The 15464-nt window shown below is 75.0% G+C and carries 16 protein-coding genes and 1 riboswitch; of the genes, 13 read left to right on the plus strand and 3 right to left on the minus strand.

What is annotated here, in order from left to right; all coding sequences use genetic code 11:
- From EPD83_RS18310 to gcvP, 11 genes are all read left to right on the plus strand, one after another.
- A partial coding sequence (locus EPD83_RS18310) for an integrase core domain-containing protein (RefSeq protein ID WP_165566969.1) occupies positions 1-109 on the plus strand: 109 nt, incomplete at its 5' end.
- A 61-nt stretch (positions 110-170) separates the two neighbouring features.
- Positions 171-767 (plus strand): CDP-alcohol phosphatidyltransferase family protein, encoded by a 597-nt coding sequence (locus EPD83_RS18315; protein ID WP_128368128.1) that lies wholly within the window; start codon positions 171-173, stop codon positions 765-767.
- Positions 768-832: 65 nt separating this feature from the next.
- Positions 833-1687: a DUF881 domain-containing protein gene (locus EPD83_RS18320; protein WP_235950712.1), complete on the plus strand. Its 855-nt coding sequence runs from the start codon at positions 833-835 to the stop codon at positions 1685-1687.
- Positions 1684-2016, plus strand: coding sequence for a small basic family protein (locus EPD83_RS18325; protein WP_128368126.1), 333 nt, complete (start codon positions 1684-1686; stop codon positions 2014-2016). Before EPD83_RS18320 ends, EPD83_RS18325 begins: the two co-directional genes overlap by 4 nt.
- The gene (locus EPD83_RS18330; RefSeq protein WP_128368125.1) at positions 2013-2777 is read left to right on the plus strand and encodes a DUF881 domain-containing protein; all 765 of its coding nucleotides are present in this window, start codon (positions 2013-2015) and stop codon (positions 2775-2777) included. The genes EPD83_RS18325 and EPD83_RS18330 overlap by 4 nt, the downstream gene beginning before the upstream one ends.
- Before the next feature lie 44 nt (positions 2778-2821).
- Positions 2822-3208 (plus strand): glycine cleavage system protein GcvH, encoded by a 387-nt coding sequence (gcvH, locus tag EPD83_RS18335; RefSeq protein ID WP_165566970.1) that lies wholly within the window; start codon positions 2822-2824, stop codon positions 3206-3208.
- Positions 3209-3339: 131 nt separating this feature from the next.
- The gene (locus EPD83_RS18340) at positions 3340-3798 is read left to right on the plus strand and encodes an FHA domain-containing protein (protein ID WP_128367735.1); all 459 of its coding nucleotides are present in this window, start codon (positions 3340-3342) and stop codon (positions 3796-3798) included.
- Positions 3799-3808: 10 nt separating this feature from the next.
- The gene (ftsR, locus tag EPD83_RS18345; RefSeq protein ID WP_128367736.1) at positions 3809-4501 is read left to right on the plus strand and encodes a transcriptional regulator FtsR; all 693 of its coding nucleotides are present in this window, start codon (positions 3809-3811) and stop codon (positions 4499-4501) included.
- A gap of 21 nt (positions 4502-4522) precedes the next feature.
- Positions 4523-5014 carry a bifunctional nuclease family protein gene (locus EPD83_RS18350; RefSeq protein ID WP_128367737.1) on the plus strand — a complete coding sequence of 164 codons (492 nt, stop codon included), beginning with the start codon at positions 4523-4525 and terminating at the stop codon, positions 5012-5014.
- A 253-nt stretch (positions 5015-5267) separates the two neighbouring features.
- A complete protein-coding gene (locus EPD83_RS18355; RefSeq protein ID WP_165566971.1) occupies positions 5268-5789 on the plus strand; it encodes a MerR family transcriptional regulator in 522 nt (173 codons plus the stop codon).
- Between the two features lie 55 nt (positions 5790-5844).
- A riboswitch (glycine riboswitch) is annotated at positions 5845-5941 on the plus strand.
- A 66-nt stretch (positions 5942-6007) separates the two neighbouring features.
- The gene (gcvP, locus tag EPD83_RS18360; protein WP_165566972.1) at positions 6008-8884 is read left to right on the plus strand and encodes an aminomethyl-transferring glycine dehydrogenase; all 2877 of its coding nucleotides are present in this window, start codon (positions 6008-6010) and stop codon (positions 8882-8884) included.
- Between the two features lie 43 nt (positions 8885-8927).
- Here gcvP and EPD83_RS18365 read toward each other — a convergent pair whose 3' ends face one another.
- A complete protein-coding gene (locus EPD83_RS18365) occupies positions 8928-11954 on the minus strand; it encodes an AAA family ATPase (RefSeq protein ID WP_128366379.1) in 3027 nt (1008 codons plus the stop codon).
- Entirely contained in the window at positions 11951-13129 is a 1179-nt protein-coding gene (locus EPD83_RS18370) for an exonuclease SbcCD subunit D (protein WP_128366380.1), read from the minus strand. Before EPD83_RS18370 ends, EPD83_RS18365 begins: the two co-directional genes overlap by 4 nt.
- A 92-nt stretch (positions 13130-13221) precedes the next feature.
- Here EPD83_RS18370 and EPD83_RS18375 point away from each other — a divergent pair, with 92 nt between their 5' ends.
- Positions 13222-14703: a glutamate-cysteine ligase family protein gene (locus EPD83_RS18375; protein ID WP_128366381.1), complete on the plus strand. Its 1482-nt coding sequence runs from the start codon at positions 13222-13224 to the stop codon at positions 14701-14703.
- A 19-nt stretch (positions 14704-14722) separates the two neighbouring features.
- On the opposite strand, the gene EPD83_RS18380 is transcribed toward EPD83_RS18375, so the two are convergent.
- On the minus strand, positions 14723-15316 hold the full coding sequence (locus EPD83_RS18380; RefSeq protein ID WP_165566973.1) for a histidine phosphatase family protein: 594 nt from the start codon (positions 15314-15316) through the stop codon (positions 14723-14725).
- Between the two features lie 36 nt (positions 15317-15352).
- Here EPD83_RS18380 and EPD83_RS20910 point away from each other — a divergent pair.
- Positions 15353-15464: DUF1697 domain-containing protein (locus EPD83_RS20910; protein ID WP_165566974.1), on the plus strand; the 112-nt coding region annotated here is incomplete at its 3' end.

Consider the following 15464-nt stretch of genomic DNA (forward strand, 5'->3'; position numbering starts at 1 on the left):
CACCGACCGCGCCACCGCCCTTGCCCCCTGGCTCCAGCGGTACAACACTCAACGACGCCACACAGCACTCGGCGGCCACCCCCCGACCAGCCGACTGTCACCAACCTGATGGCCGGGTACACCTAGGTGTCGGCCGGGGCGGGGGAGCGGGACGTCCTAGAGTGGCCGCCATGACGGGTGCGGCGGGCGACGGGGTGAGCGCGCGCGTCCTCACCCTGCCCAACGTGCTCTCCGCGCTGCGGCTCGTCGGCGTCCCGTTCTTCCTCTGGGCCGTGCTCACCGAGCACGACGCCCTCGCCATCGTCATCCTCGCCGCCTCCGGCATCAGCGACTACCTCGACGGCAAGATCGCCCGGCGGTTCGGGCTGGAGTCCCGCCTCGGCCAGCTCCTCGACCCCGTCGCGGACCGGCTCTACATCGTCTCCACGCTGCTGGCCCTGGCCTGGCGTGAGGTCCTGCCCTGGTGGGTCGTCGTCGTCCTCTTCGCCCGCGAGGCCTTCATGGCGGTCGTCGTCCTGATCGCCAAGCGGCACGGCTGGGTCGGCCTGCCCGTCCACTTCGCCGGCAAGGCCGCCACGTTCAACCTGCTCTACGCGTTTCCCGTCCTGCTGCTCGGCGACGGCGACGGCACGGCCGCGCGCATCGCGGAGCCGATCGGCTGGGGCTTCGCCTGGTGGGGCATCGTCCTCTACTGGTTCTCGGCGTTCCTCTACGCCGTGCAGCTGCGGCGGCTCCTCGCCCACGAGCGGCTGGTGGCCACGGCATGACCCCGGGGACCGGGGGCCGTCGTCAGGGACCGGCCGACGGGGCGCCGCGTCGCCCGGACGCGTCGATGACCCTCATCACGACGATGATGCAGCGCCCGCTGGACCCGGGCTACGCGGCCGCCGCCGACCGCCGCGAGCGCCTCGGGCAGCCGCGCGCGACGTCGCTGCGCTCCCCGCTGCTGCTCGCCGCGACGGTCGGCATCGGGCTCGTCCTCGGCGTCGCCTCGACCACCCTCACCGCCCCGGACTCGCCGCGCGCCGCGGCCCGCGCCGACCTCGTCCGCCAGATCGAGGACCGGCGGGTCGAGGTCGACCGGCTCTCGGTCCAGGCCCAGGACCTCCAGGCCCAGGTCACGGCCCTGGAGGCGAGCACGCTCGACGACGGGGGGCTGGCCGAGACCAGCCGGACGCTCTCGACGGTCGCCGGGGCCCTGCCGATGGAGGGACCCGGCATCCGGGTCACCCTCGACGACGCCCCGGACGCCGACACGGCCACGGGGGAGGACGCCTCGCTCAAGCGGGTGTTCGCCCGCGACCTGCAGTACGTGACGAACGCGATGTGGGAGGCGGGGGCCGAGGCGATCAGCATCAACGGCAACCGGCTCACCTCGGTCGCCGCCATCCGGTTCGCCGGGTCGGCCCTCGTCGTGCACAACCGCCCCCTGGCGCGGCCCTACGTCATCACGGCCCTCGGCAACCCCGACGCGCTGCCGAGCCGCTTCGCCGACGGGGCCGGCGGGGTCTACATCTCGGCGCTGCACAGCAACTACGGCGTGCGCGCCGACACCGAGGTCTCCGACCGCCTCGAGGTCCCGGCGGCACTGGGCCTCACGACGCGCGTCGCTCAGGTTGTGGATACTGGGTCGGCGTCCGGCAGCGACCGCTCGGGCGCGGACGCGACGGGAGGAGCCGGAGGATGATCCCCGCGGTCGGCCTGGCCCTCGGCATCATCGTGGGCCTGCTGCTGCAGCCCGCCGTGCCCGTGTGGCTGCAGCCGTACCTGCCCATCGCCGTCATCGCCGCCCTCGACGCGGTGTTCGGCGCGGTCCGGGCCATCCTCGACGGCATCTTCAGCGACAAGGTGTTCGTCGTCTCCTTCCTCTCCAACGTCGTCGTCGCGGCCTTCATCGTCTTCCTCGGGGACAAGCTCGGCGTCGGCACGCAGCTGTCCACGGGGGTCGTCGTCGTCCTCGGGGTGCGGATCTTCTCCAACGTCGCCTCGATCCGCCGGCACCTGTTCGACGCATGACACCCCCCGAGCGCGCCCCCCGCCCGCCCCACGACGCGCGCGACGCCTGGGCCCGGCTGCGGCGGGCCGGCCGCCCGGCGCTCAGCCGCTCCAACCTGCTGGCGATGCTCCTCGCGGCCTCCCTGGGGTTCGCGATCATCGCGCAGGTGCGCCAGACCTCGGTCCAGGGCCTGGACACCCTCCGCGAGGACGAGCTGGTCCGCATCTTCGCCGACGTCGACCAGGACGGCGAGCGGCTCGGCGACGAGGTGCGCGACCTCCAGACCTCCCTGGAGCTGCTCGAGAGCCAGACGACCGGCGAGAAGGAGGCCGAGCGCGCCGCCCAGCAGCGGCTCGACGCCCTGCGCATCCTCGCCGGGACGGCGCCGGCGGCCGGACCCGGCATCGTCCTCACCATCGACGACCCGACCGGGGCCATCGACGCCCCCACCCTGCTCGACGCGGTTCAGGAGCTGCGCGACGCCGGCGCGGAGGCGATGCAGGTCAACGACGTGCGGATCGTCGCCGACACCTGGTTCGCCGACGCGAGCGGCGGCATCTCGGTGTCGGGGTCGCAGATCCGGCCGCCGTACGTCGTCACCGCCATCGGCGACTCCAACACCCTGGCCGGGGCCATGCAGATCGTCGGCGGGGTCACGGCCACCGCCCGGCAGAAGGGCGCGGAGGCCACCGTCGACATCCGCACCCGGGTCGTGGTCGACGCGTTGCTCAGCGTCAGCACGCCTCAGTACGCTCGGCCCGTCCCCACGACCACGTCCTGACCCCACCCCTCTGAGCGGCCACGAGCCGCAACGACAGGAGCGACATGAGCGACCTCGAGTACCCCGCCGGACTGCGCTACACCGCCGAGCACGAGTGGGTCCGCACCGACGGGGAGACGGTGCGGGTGGGGATCACCGCCTTCGCCCAGGAGGCCCTCGGCGACGTCGTCTTCGTCAGCCTGCCCACGGTCGGCGACGCCGTCACCGCCGGTGACACCTGCGGCGAGGTCGAGTCGACGAAGTCGGTGAGCGACCTCTACGCGCCGGTCTCCGGCGAGGTCACGGCCGTCAACCCGGCCCTGGACGCCACTCCCGAGCTCGTCAACACCGACCCCTACGGCGAGGGCTGGATGTACGAGCTGCGCCCGGCCGACGCCGCCGACGTCGAGGCCCTCATGGAGAAGGACGCGTACACCGCGCAGCTGTCCTGACCGGCGAGGACCCGCGGCCGCCCGACCCCGCGGCCGGCGGGGGTCGGAACGGTCACGCGCGGGACAACGGACCCGGCGTGATCTAGGGTGGCAGTCCGCGAGCGAACGGGCGAAGGAGGCGAACGGTCGAGATGACTTCCGACGAGCGCGAGGACCAGCGGGGCGCCGTGCCCGAGCCGACGACGATGCGGCTCCAGGCGGTCGAGGGCACGACGCGGGTCGAGCCCCAGCAGGAGGGCGAGCACGTCCTCACCAAGGCCGACCTCGCCACCGTCGACGCCCTCCGCCCCGGCACCGCGCTCCTGGTCGTCCTGCGCGGCCCGAACACCGGCGCCCGCTTCCTCCTCGACGACGACGAGGTGAGCTCCGGCCGCCACCCGGACAGCGACATCTTCCTCGACGACGTCACCGTCTCGCGCAAGCACGCGGTGTTCCGGCGCAGCGGGTCCACCTTCGTCGTCCAGGACGTCGGGTCGCTCAACGGCACCTACGTGAACCGCGACCTCGTCGACGAGGCCACGCTGGGCACGGGCGACGAGGTCCAGATCGGCAAGTTCCGCCTCGTCTTCTACGCCTCCGCCCAGGGCTGACCCCGCCCGCGTGCCGCCGCCCGGGAGGCCGCTCGGCATCGGTGCCGTCGTCAGCGCCCTGACCGAGGAGTTCCCCGACCTCACGATCTCCAAGGTCCGCTTCCTCGAGGCCGAGGGGCTGCTGGCCCCGCAGCGCACCGGCGCCGGCTACCGCCGCTACGCACCCGCCGACGTCGACCGGCTGCGATGGGTCCTGCGCGCCCAGCGCGACCGCTACTGGCCGCTGGCGACCATCCGCGAGGTCCTCGCCGCCGCCGACCGCGGCCTCGACCCGGGGGCGCCCGGCGCGGCGCCGACGGTGCCCGACCCCGTCGAGGACGAGCCCGACGACCTCGACGTCGACGGGCTGCTCGTCCGCGGCCGCCTGGCGCTGTCCGCTCCCGAGCTCGCCGAGGCCGCGGGCCTGGACGCGGGCGAGGTCGCCGCCCTCCTCGAGCACGGCGTCCTGCGACCCCGCGGCGACGGCACCTACGGGAGCGCCGCCCTGCGGGCCGCCCGCGCGGCGGCCGGCCTGCGGCGCCACGGGCTCGAGGCGCGGCACCTGCGGGTCTTCCGGGCCGCCGCCGACCGGGAGTCGGCGCTGCTGGAGCAGGCCACCGCCGCCCTGCGCGGCGAGGCCGCGGACCGGGCTCGCGGCGACGCCCGGCGGCTCGGCCTCACCCTGCACGCGGCGCTCGTGGACTTCGGTGACGACGACGTCTGAGCGGCGGGGTACGGTGGCTGGATGAAGGTCCTGGACGTCCTCGGGGTACGGGTCGAGATGCCCACGAACCAGCCCATCGTCCTCCTCCGGGAGCGCGGCGGCGTGCGGTACCTGCCCATCTGGATCGGCGCCGCGGAGGCCACGGCCATCGCCTACGCCCAGCAGGGGGTCGTGCCTCCGCGGCCCCTCACCCACGACCTGCTGCGCAGCGTCATCGACGACACCGGTCACACCCTCACCCGGGTGCGGATCAGTGCCCTCGAGGACGGGGTCTTCCACGCCGTCCTCGTCATCGACGGCGGCGCGGAGGCCGGTGGCACGGACGTCGACTCCCGCTCCTCCGACGCCATCGCCCTCGCCCTGCGCGCGGGTGCGGACATCGTCGCCGAGGAGTCGCTGCTCGCCGAGGCCGGCGTCGAGATGGCCGAGTCCGAGGAGGACGAGGTCGAGAAGTTCAAGGAGTTCCTCGACCACGTCTCGGCCGACGACTTCGACACCGAGGACGAGTCCTAGCCCCACCGGGCACCCCCGAGCCCCGGCCGGCGACACGCCGGTGGCGGGCGGGTCAACGGTCGTTGACCCCTGTCACATCTGCCTCTACTGTCACACCAGTCACAGAAGTGACCGAGGGAGTGACGTCGTTGTCATTTCCGGGCGTACAGTCGCTGTCCAGACACGGCGGCTCATCATCGGGAGGTATCGCGTGGGCTCCACCGGCGAGGCACGGCACCCAGGCTCCGGCGCGGTCCCGGTCACGGCACAGGGGATGCTCTTCTCCGACGACCTCCCCGAGCTCGACGACGAGGTCGGCTACCGCGGGCCCACGGCCTGCAAGGCGGCCGGCATCACCTACCGCCAGCTCGACTACTGGGCCCGGACCGGGCTCGTCGAGCCCTCGGTCCGCTCCGCCGGCGGCTCCGGCACCCAGCGCCTCTACGGCTTCCGCGACATCCTCGTCCTCAAGGTCGTCAAGCGGCTGCTCGACACCGGCGTCTCCCTCCAGCAGATCCGCGGCGCCATCGAGGTGCTGCGGCGCCGCGGGGTCGACGACCTCGCCGGCATCACGCTCATGAGCGACGGCGCGTCCGTCTACGAGTGCACCTCGTCCGACGAGGTCATCGACCTGCTCCAGGGCGGCCAGGGCGTCTTCGGCATCGCCGTGGGCAAGGTCTGGCGCGAGGTCGAGGGCGAGCTCTCCGAGCTGCCCAGCGAGCGGGCCGAGCACGACGCCCCGCCCGCGCGGGCCGGCGACGAGCTGAGCGCCCGCCGCGCCGCCCGCCTGGCCTGACGCGGTCCTCCACCCCCGGTCCGAGGGTGGCCCGGTGGTAGATTGGGCGCGCCGCTCACACCGTGCGGGAGAGTCCTCGGCCCGCCGGGCCGGGGCGCCGAAGGGGCAACCATCCCCGGAACCTCTCAGGCGCCAAGGACCGTACGGGACAGGCACCTCTGGAGCCCTCGGGCGACAGAGCGGGGACGAGTCCATCGTCTGCCCCCGGAGGCCCGCCCGTGAGCACCACCCTTCCCGCGTTCGCCCACCGTCACATCGGCCCGCGCGAGTCCGACCTCGACGGCATGCTCAAGGTCGTCGGCCACGACTCCCTGGAGAGCCTCCTCGACGCCGCCGTCCCGGACGGCATCCGCGCCCGGGGTGCCCTCGACATCGCGCCCGCCGACTCCGAGTCCGCCGTCCTCGCCGAGCTGCGCGAGGTCGCCGCCCGCAACCGGGTCGTCACCTCGCTCATCGGTCTCGGCTACTACGGCACGGTGACGCCGCCGGTGGTGCAGCGCACCGTCCTGGAGAACCCGGCCTGGTACACGGCCTACACCCCCTACCAGCCGGAGATCTCCCAGGGCCGGCTCGAGGCGCTGCTCAACTTCCAGACCGTCGTGTCCGACCTCACCGGCCTGCCCGTGGCCGGGGCGTCCCTGCTCGACGAGGGCACCGCGGCCGCCGAGGCCATGACGCTCATGCGCCGAGGGTCGAAGGTGGCGCAGGACGCGGTCCTCCTCGTCGACGCCCGGGTGTTCCCGCAGACCCTCGCCGTCATCCGCACCCGCGCCGTGCCGCTCGGCCTCGACGTCGTCGAGGCCGACCTCGCGGGCGTCGACACCGCCGACGCGCTGCGGGCCGCCGCGGGGGACCGGGACGTCTTCGGGGTCCTCGTCCAGTACCCGGCCGTCGACGGTGCGCTGCACGACCACTCCGCGCTGGCCGCCGCCGCCCACGAGGCCGGCGCCCTGGTCACCGCCGCCGCGGACCTGCTCGCGCTCACCCTGGCCACGCCGCCGGGGGAGTGGGGCGCCGACATCGCCGTCGGGACCTCGCAGCGGTTCGGCGTGCCGATGGGCTTCGGCGGCCCGCACGCGGGCTTCATGAGCGTGCGCTCCGGCCTGGAGCGGACCCTGCCCGGGCGCCTCGTCGGGGTCTCCGTCGACGCCGACGGCGCCCCCGCCTACCGGCTCGCCCTGCAGACCCGCGAGCAGCACATCCGCCGGGAGAAGGCGACCTCGAACATCTGCACCGCGCAGGTGCTGCTCGCCGTCATGGCGAGCATGTACGCCGTGTACCACGGGCCCGAGGGCCTGCGGGCCATCGCGCTGCGGGTCCACGCCCACGCCCGGACGCTGGCGAAGGCCCTGGGGGCCGCCGGGCTGGACGTGGCCGCGGGACCGTACTTCGACACCCTGCGCGTCACCGCGCCCGGCCGGGCCGACGCCCTCGTCGACGCGGCCCTGGCGCAGGGTGTCAACCTCTGGCGCCAGGACGAGGACACCGTCCTGGTCAGCGTCGACGAGACCACCGACCTCGTGGTCCTCGGCAAGGTGTGCCGGGGCCTCGGGGCCACGGCCCCCGACGCGGTCCCGCTCGAGGGCACCGACTGGCCGGAGGCGCTGACCCGCACCACGGAGTACCTCACCCACCCCGTCTTCTCGGCCCACCGCTCCGAGACCTCGATGCTGCGCTACCTGCGCCGCCTGGCCGACCGGGACTTCGCCCTGGACCGCGGCATGATCCCCCTCGGGTCGTGCACGATGAAGCTCAACGCGACGACCGAGATGGCCGCGGTGACCTGGCCCGAGTTCGCCCACCTCCACCCCTTCGCGCCCGCCGCGCAGACCCGCGGCATCCGCGGGCTCGTCGACGAGCTGTCGGCCTGGCTGTGCGAGCTCACCGGCTACGACGCCGTCTCGCTGCAGCCGAACGCGGGCTCCCAGGGCGAGCTGGCCGGGCTGCTCGCCATCGCCGCGTACCACCGCGCCAACGGGGACACCGAGCGGCGGGTCTGCCTCATCCCCAGCAGCGCCCACGGCACCAACGCCGCGAGCGCGGTCATGGCCGGCATGAAGGTCGTCGTCGTGAAGACCGACGCCACCACGGGCAACGTCGACCTCGAGGACCTGCGGGCCAAGGTCGAGCAGCACCGCGAGGTCCTGGCCGCGATCATGGTCACCTACCCCTCGACCCACGGCGTCTTCGAGGACACCATCACCGAGCTGTGTGCCCTCGTCCACGACGCGGGGGGCCAGGTCTACGTCGACGGCGCGAACCTCAACGCCCTCGTCGGGGTCGCCCGTCCCGGCCGGTTCGGCGCCGACGTCTCGCACCTGAACCTGCACAAGACCTTCTGCATCCCGCACGGCGGGGGCGGCCCCGGGGTCGGGCCGGTGGCCTGCCGCGAGCACCTGGCACCGCACCTGCCGAACCACCCGCTGGACCCGGGCGCCGGACCCGAGACGGGCGTCGGACCGGTGTCCGCCGCGCCCTACGGCTCGGCGGGGATCCTGCCCATCTCCTGGGCCTACGTCCGGCTCATGGGCGGCGCCGGGCTGACCCGCGCCACCGAGGTCGCCGTCCTCAACGCCAACTACGTCGCGGCCCGGCTCCGCGACCACTACCCGGTGCTGTACTCCGGCGCCGACGGCCTCGTCGCGCACGAGTGCATCCTCGACCTGCGCGGCATCACGAAGGAGACCGGGGTGACCGTCGACGACGTCGCGAAGCGGCTCATCGACTACGGCTTCCACGCCCCGACGATGTCGTTCCCGGTCGCGGGCACCCTCATGGTCGAGCCCACCGAGAGCGAGGACCTCGGGGAGCTGGACCGGTTCTGCGACGCCATGGTCGCCATCCGGCGCGAGATCGACGCCGTCGGGTCCGGCGAGGTCGCCGTCGCGGACAGCGTGCTGCGGCATGCGCCGCACACCGCCGTGTCGCTGGCGGGGGAGTGGGACCACCCGTACGACCGCACTGCTGCGGCCTACCCGGACGGGGTCGACGCCACGGCGAAGTACTGGCCGCCGGTGCGCCGCATCGACGGTGCGTACGGCGACCGGCACCTCGTGTGCTCGTGCCCGTCGCCGGAGGCCTTCGAGGAGGCCTGAGCCGGCCGGCTCCGGCCGCGGGACCTCCGGACGCCCTCGTCGCTCAGGCGGCGGGGGCGTCGGCCTCGGTGCGGGTGCTCACGGTGCTGCCGGCGGTGCCCTTGGTGACGACGACCTGGTGCGGCACCCGGGCGCGCAGGTCGGCGACGTGGCTGACGACGCCGACCGCGCGGCCCCCCTCGCGCAGCCCGTCGAGGACGGAGAGCACCTGCTCGAGGCTCTCGTCGTCGAGCGTGCCGAACCCCTCGTCGACGAAGAGGGTGCCCAGGTCGTGACCGCCGGCCTCGGCGCGGACGGCGTCGGCCAGTCCCAGCGCCAGCGCGAGGGACGCCATGAAGGACTCCCCGCCGGACAATGACGCGGTGTCGCGCACCCGGCCGGTCCACTGGTCGAGCACCTTGAGACCGAGACCCGAGCGCCGGCCGCGCGCCGCGAGCTCGTCGCTGTGCTCGAGGACGTACCGGCCGGCCCCCATGACGGCGAGCCGCTCGTTGGCGAGGCGGGCCACGGTGTCGAGGCGGGAGGCCAGGACGTAGGAGGTGAGCCGCATCTTCAGGGTGTTGTCGCCGCCCGTGCCGCCGACCGCGTCGGCCAGGTCCTTGACCCGGGCGTGGTGGTCGGCGGCCGCACCGAGGTCGGCGCAGCGCTGCTCGAGGGCGGGGCGCAGCCCGGCCAGGCTCCGCGCGGCGCGACCGACGGCGTCCGAGGCGGACCGGGCGGCGAACGACTCCCGCCGGGCGTGGGCGGCCGCGGCGGCGAGCGCGTCGAGGTCCGGGGGGTCGGCGGCCAGCGCCTCTCCGACCGCGGGCTCGGCGAGGACGGCCCGGGCGGCGTCGAGGCCACGGTCGTGGGCGAGGACGGCGTCGCGCAGCCGGTCCAGGTCGGCGGTCCGTCGGGTCGCGGTCCGGGCCTCGTCCGCGGACGCGAACCCGGCGACGTCGAGGGCGGCGTCGAGGTCGTGCTCGGCCGCGGCGAGCCGTCCCCGCGCCTCGGCGGCGTCCTCCTCGGCTCGGACGAGGAGGACGAGGGCCTCCCGGGTCCGCCCGTGCCCGCCGGGGTCGTCCGCCCCGCAGGGGCAGGCGGCGTGGGCCTCGACGGCCGCGACCAGGCGCTCCCGGGCGCCCTCGGCCTCGGTGGACAGCTGCGCGACGCGCTCGTCCAGCTGCTCGACAGCGGCCAGGGTCCGCTCGTGCGCGGAGACGGCCTCGGCCGCCGTGGCCCGCCGCTCCTCGAGCGTGCGCTCGGCCGCGGGCAGGGCGGCGGTCGCGCCGCGCGCGGCGGCCACCTCGGCCTCGGCCGCGGCGACCTCCCGGGTGAGGGTCTCCCGGCCGGCCTCCCCGAGGTCGGCGGACCGGGTCGCGACGGCGGCCCGCAGGTCACCCACCTGCCGGTCGAGTCCGGCGTACGCGGCCTCGGCGGACCGGAGGGCGGTACGCGCGGCGTCGAGCGCCTCCGGGGTGACCGGGTCCGCGGCGACGGCGGGGCCCGGGTGCTCGAGCGCCCCGCACACCGGGCAGGGGTCGCCGTCGGTGAGCCCCCGCGCGAGCTCGGCGGCCATCTCGTCGAGCCGGCGCTGCTGCAGGTCGGCGAGGTCGGCCTGGCGAGCCAGCCGCTCGTCGCCCGCGGCGAGGAGCAGGGGGGTGAGCTCGAGGACGCGGGCCCGGTCGCGGTCGACGTCGTCGAGCACGCGGAGCCGGTCCCGGCGCACGGCCGATCCGGTCTCGAGGGCACCGAGCCGGGCCGACTCCGCACGCAGCCGCGTGGCCTGCGCCTCGGCGGCGGCCACGGCGTCCACGTGCTCTGGCAGCGAGTGGGCGAGGACGTCGCGGCGGGCGGCGGCGGCGTCACGCTGCTCGACCGCCCGCTCCAGCGCGACGGCGAGGTCCCGCACGGGCGCGGCCTCCCGGGCGAGCGCCTCGGCGACGGCGTCGAGGGCGGACACCGCCCCCAGCAGGTCGGGGGCGGACGCCGCGCCCGAGGCGGTGAGGAGCGGGGCGAGGGGCACGCGCCGCTCCTGCGCCCGCCGCGTGGCGGCCTCGACGTCCGTCTCGGCCCGGGTGCGGCCCAGGAGGTGACCGGACACGGTCGCGGCGCGCTCGGCCTTCGCGAGCTCCTCGCGCCGGGCGAGGTGCTCGTCCGCCTGCCCGGTGAGGGTCTCGAGGCGCTCGGTGGCCTCCCGGCCCCGGGCGCGGTGACCCGCGACCTCCCGGGCCCGGGTCAGGGCGGCCTGCGCGCCCGACTCGACCGACTCCGCCCGGTCGACGACGGTGAGCGACTCGGTGAGCAGGTGCTGCAGCCGGGCGTCGAGCGCCGCGAGCCGAGCCGGCAGGAGGTCGACCGGGGTGCCGGGCAGCGGCTCGCCCGCCCCGGAGCCGTCGTCGGTGACCTCCCCGAGACCGGGCACCTGGGCCAGGGCGTCGTCGAGACGGAGCAGGTCGGTGTCCAGGCCGGTCCGCGCGCCGTCGAGGGCGTCGGCGCCGTCCCGGCGCGCCTCGGCGAGCCACCGCTCGACGTCGGCGAACACCTCGATGTCGAAGAGCTTCTCGAGCAGCTCGCGGCGGTCCTCGGGGTCGGCCCGCAGGAAGGTCGCGAACTCGCCCTGGGGGAGCAGGACGACACCGGCGAACTGGCGCATCCCCATGCCGAGGACCTCGAGGACGACGTCGGCGACCTCGTCGTTGCGGGTCGAGACCGCCCGCCAGGTGGTGCCGTCGCGCTCCTCCAGGCGCACGGTGGCCTGCTGCGGGGTCGTCCCGGTACCGCGCCGCTTGGGCCGGTCCCAGGCGGGGGAGCGGGTGATGCGCAGCCGCCGTCCGCCGACCGTGAGCTCGAGGACGACCTCGGGGGTGGCGTCCGGGCCGGCGTGGTCGCTGCGCAGCCCCTGCTTGCGCCGCGCGCCCGGCACGTCGCCGTAGAGCGCGAAGCAGACGGCGTCCAGCAGGCTCGTCTTCCCGGAGCCGGTGGCCCCGTGGACGAGGAACAGCCCGCCGGCGGCCACGGCGTCGAGGTCGACGGCGACCCGCTCGGCGAACGGCCCGAAGGCCTCGACCTCGAGCCGGTGCAGCCTCATGCCGCCCCGCTCGACCGGGAGGCCGCGCGCGCGACGCCCTCGTCCTCGGCGACGGCGCGGCCGACCCGCGCGGCCTCGACGGCCTCCTGGAGCAGCGCCCGCTCCTGCTCGGAGGCGGCCCGCCCGCCGCGGACGTGGCCGAGGAAGTCGCAGCAGACGTCGACGTCGGCGCGCTCGGTGACCGGCGCGTACGACCGCAGCGCGACGGCCGCGCCCTGCGGGTCGAAGCGCAGCTCGAGGGTGTGCGGGAACCGGCGCCGGACCCGCTCCATGGCGCCGAGCGGACGCACCGGGTCGGTGAGGGTCACCTGGCACCACGCCCCCTCGGCCTCGGTGTGCCGCGGGTCGGCCAGGAGGTCCTCGAGGTCCCCGCGGAGCACGGCGAGCGGCCGTTCCACCGGCGCGTCGACCTCGGTGACGGCGGGCTCGGCACCGGCGAGGTCGACGACGAGGGCGCCCTTGCGGTGCTGCCACTCGCCGAAGGACATCGCGACCGGGGAGCCGCTGTAGCGCACCCGGTCGGCGACCCGCTGCCGGCCGTGCAGGTGCCCGAGGGCGGCGTAGTCGACGCCGTCGAAGATCTCCGGCGGGGCGAGCGCGACACCGCCGACGGCGATGTCGCGCTCGGACTCGCTGGGGAAGCCGCCGCCGACGAAGGCGTGGGCCATGACGACGGTGCGGGCGACACCCCGCCCCGCCGCGTCGGCCCGGACCCGGTCCATGGCCGCCCGCAGCACGTCGGCGTGGGTGCGGCCGGTGGCGCCGAGGGGGTCGGCGACGAGCGCCGGCTCGAGGTACGGCAGGGGGTACACGGCGGCGTCGCCGAGGAGCACCGGCCGGCCGACGTCGTGGACGGCGGTGCGGACGTGCACGCCGGCGCGCTCCAGCAGCCCGGAGGCGAAGCCGAGCCGGGTGGCGGAGTCGTGGTTGCCGCTGGAGACGACGACGGCGGTGCCGGTGTCGACGAGCCGCTCGAGGGTCTCGGACAGCAGCGCGACGGTGTCGGGGGAGGGCAGCGCGCGGTCGTAGACGTCGCCGCTGACGAGGACGGCGTCGACCGCCTCGGACCGGACGACCCCGACGAGGTGGTCGAGGACGGCCGCCTGCGCACCGAGCAGCCCGACGCCGTGGAACGAGCGTCCCAGGTGCCAGTCCGAGGTGTGCAGCAGCCGCATGCCGACACCGTAGGAGGGAGCGCCGACAGACCCCGTGACCGAAACGCGGTGCGCGGCTACCGTGACCTCCCCCGATGTGGTTGGTTTGCGTCATGGGAACGGAGGTCAGCGCACAGAGCTACACGCGGGAGCAGCGCCAGCGCTACCGCGAGAAGGTGCGTCAGAACCTCGACGTCTTCGAGCGCATGCTCACCCGCAGCTCCTTCGAGTTCGACCGTCCGATGACCGGGCTGGAGATCGAGCTCAACCTCGTCGACGAGCAGCAGCAGCCGCACTTCCACAACAAGGACGTGCTGGAGGCCATCGCCGACCCGGACTTCCAGACCGAGCTCGCGCGCTACAACATCGAGCTCAACGTCCCGCCCCGGCCGCTGCCGGGCGACGCCGCCATCGAGCTCGAGCACGACCTGCGGGCCAGCCTCAACGCCGCCGACCGGGCCGCGAAGGAGGTCGGCAGCACGATCGTCGCCATCGGCATCCTCCCGACGATCATGCCCGAGCACTACGAGGGCGACTGGATCAGCGAGAACAACCGCTACACCGCCCTCAACGACTCGATCGTCCTGGCCCGCGGCGAGGACGTGTACCTCGACATCGAGGGCCCGACGGGGGAGCGGGTGGCGACGTACTGCACCTCCATCGCGCCGGAGTCGGCGTGCACCTCGGTGCAGCTGCACCTCCAGGTCGCGCCGCACGACTTCGCGAACCACTGGAACGCCGCGCAGGCGCTGTCCTCGGTGCAGCTGGCCCTGGCCGCCAACAGCCCGTTCTTCTTCGGCAAGCGGCTGCACGCGGAGACCCGCATCGAGCTGTTCAGCCAGTCCACCGACACCCGGCCGGTCGAGCTGAAGAACCAGGGGGTGCGGCCGCGGGTCTTCTTCGGCGAGCGCTGGATCACCTCGATCTTCGACCTGTTCGAGGAGAACGTCCGCTACTTCCCGACGCTGCTCGCCGAGGTCACCGACGAGGACCCGATGGCCAAGCTCGAGGCCGGCATCGCCCCCGAGCTCGCCGAGCTGCGGCTGCACAACGGCACGGTCTACCGGTGGAACCGCCCGATCTACGACATCGTCGGCGGCACGCCGCACCTGCGGGTCGAGAACCGGGTGCTGCCGGCCGGGCCGACCATCGCCGACGTCCTCGCCAACGCCGCGTTCTACTACGGCGCGGTGCGGGTGCTCGCCTCGGCCGAGCGGCCGGTGTGGACGAAGATGAGCTTCGCCGCGTGCGAGGACAACTTCCACCGCGCCGCCCGCGACGGCCTCGACGCCCGCGTGTACTGGCCCGGCTTCGGCGAGGTCCCCGCCGACGAGCTCGTCCTGCGGCACCTGCTCCCGATGGCGCACGAGGGCCTGCGGGCCTGGGGGGTCTCCGACGCCGTCCGCGAGCGCTTCCTCGGCATCATCGAGGGCCGGGCGACGTCCGGGGTCAACGGCGCCGAGTGGCAGACCCGCGCGGTCGCGCACTTCGAGGCCGAGGGCCACGACCGCCGCGAGTCGCTGCGGCTCATGCTCGAGCGCTACACGCGGCACATGGCCGGCAACGAGCCGGTGCACACCTGGCCCGTGCCCTGACGCGCGGGCCCGGGCGGTCTCAGCGCCGGGCGTTCCACGCCAGGAGCGCGGGCTTGCCGTGCTCCCGGCCGAGGACGCAGAGGGCGCCGGCGTCGAGGACGACGTGGGCGCCGAAGCGCGGCTCCTGGCGCAGGTAGGTCGCGGTGAGGACGCGCAGGGCGTGCCCGTGCCCGACGAGGACGACGTCGCGGTCGGCCAGGTCCGGCCCGACCCGCTGCAGCACGCGCGAGGCCCGTGCCGCGACCTCCTCGACCGTCTCGCCGGGGGTGTCACCGGGGACGACGCCGTCGTCGAACACGGTCCACTCGTCCCCGCGCTGCTCGCGGACCTGCGGCGTGGTGAGGCCCTCGTAGCCGCCGTAGTCCCACTCGAGCAGGTCGGCGTCGACCCGGTCCACCGCGAGGCCGGCGAGCTCGGCGGTCCGTCGGGCCCGCTTCAGCGGCGAGGAGAGGACGAGCCCCACGTCGAACCCGGCGAGCGGCTCGTGCAGGGCCCGCGCGTCCTGCTCGCCCTGCGCGGTCAGCGGCAGGTCGGTGCGGCCGGTGTGCCGGCCGCTCGCCGACCACTCGGTCTGGCCGTGGCGGACGAGGACGAGGCGGCCGGGCTCGGACATGGACCCATCGTCGCAGCCGGATGACAGGATGGGCCCGTGCCCCGGTACGTCGCCTTCCTCCGGGCCGTCAACGTCGGCGGCCGGTTCGTGCGGATGGCCGACCTGCGCGCGGCCCTGGCCGAGGCCGGGTTCGGCGACGTCGAGACCC

This window comes from Phycicoccus flavus, from assembly GCF_004025965.2.
Lineage (GTDB): Bacteria > Actinomycetota > Actinomycetes > Actinomycetales > Dermatophilaceae > Phycicoccus > Phycicoccus flavus.

What these genes read in the sequence shown, in the direction of transcription:
- EPD83_RS18355 (WP_165566971.1), top strand. Translation starts at nt 5,268, where the DNA reads ATGCTCTTCTCCGACGACCTCCCCGAGCTCGACGACGAGGTCGGCTAC.
- EPD83_RS18375 (WP_128366381.1), top strand. Translation starts at nt 13,222, where the DNA reads ATGGGAACGGAGGTCAGCGCACAGAGCTACACGCGGGAGCAGCGCCAG.
- gcvH (WP_165566970.1), top strand. Translation starts at nt 2,822, where the DNA reads ATGAGCGACCTCGAGTACCCCGCCGGACTGCGCTACACCGCCGAGCAC.
- EPD83_RS18365 (WP_128366379.1), bottom strand. Translation starts at nt 11,954, where the DNA reads ATGAGGCTGCACCGGCTCGAGGTCGAGGCCTTCGGGCCGTTCGCCGAG.
- EPD83_RS18370 (WP_128366380.1), bottom strand. Translation starts at nt 13,129, where the DNA reads ATGCGGCTGCTGCACACCTCGGACTGGCACCTGGGACGCTCGTTCCAC.
- EPD83_RS18315 (WP_128368128.1), top strand. Translation starts at nt 171, where the DNA reads ATGACGGGTGCGGCGGGCGACGGGGTGAGCGCGCGCGTCCTCACCCTG.
- EPD83_RS18320 (WP_235950712.1), top strand. Translation starts at nt 833, where the DNA reads ATGACCCTCATCACGACGATGATGCAGCGCCCGCTGGACCCGGGCTAC.
- EPD83_RS18330 (WP_128368125.1), top strand. Translation starts at nt 2,013, where the DNA reads ATGACACCCCCCGAGCGCGCCCCCCGCCCGCCCCACGACGCGCGCGAC.
- EPD83_RS18350 (WP_128367737.1), top strand. Translation starts at nt 4,523, where the DNA reads ATGAAGGTCCTGGACGTCCTCGGGGTACGGGTCGAGATGCCCACGAAC.
- EPD83_RS18380 (WP_165566973.1), bottom strand. Translation starts at nt 15,316, where the DNA reads ATGTCCGAGCCCGGCCGCCTCGTCCTCGTCCGCCACGGCCAGACCGAG.
- EPD83_RS18340 (WP_128367735.1), top strand. Translation starts at nt 3,340, where the DNA reads ATGACTTCCGACGAGCGCGAGGACCAGCGGGGCGCCGTGCCCGAGCCG.
- EPD83_RS18325 (WP_128368126.1), top strand. Translation starts at nt 1,684, where the DNA reads ATGATCCCCGCGGTCGGCCTGGCCCTCGGCATCATCGTGGGCCTGCTG.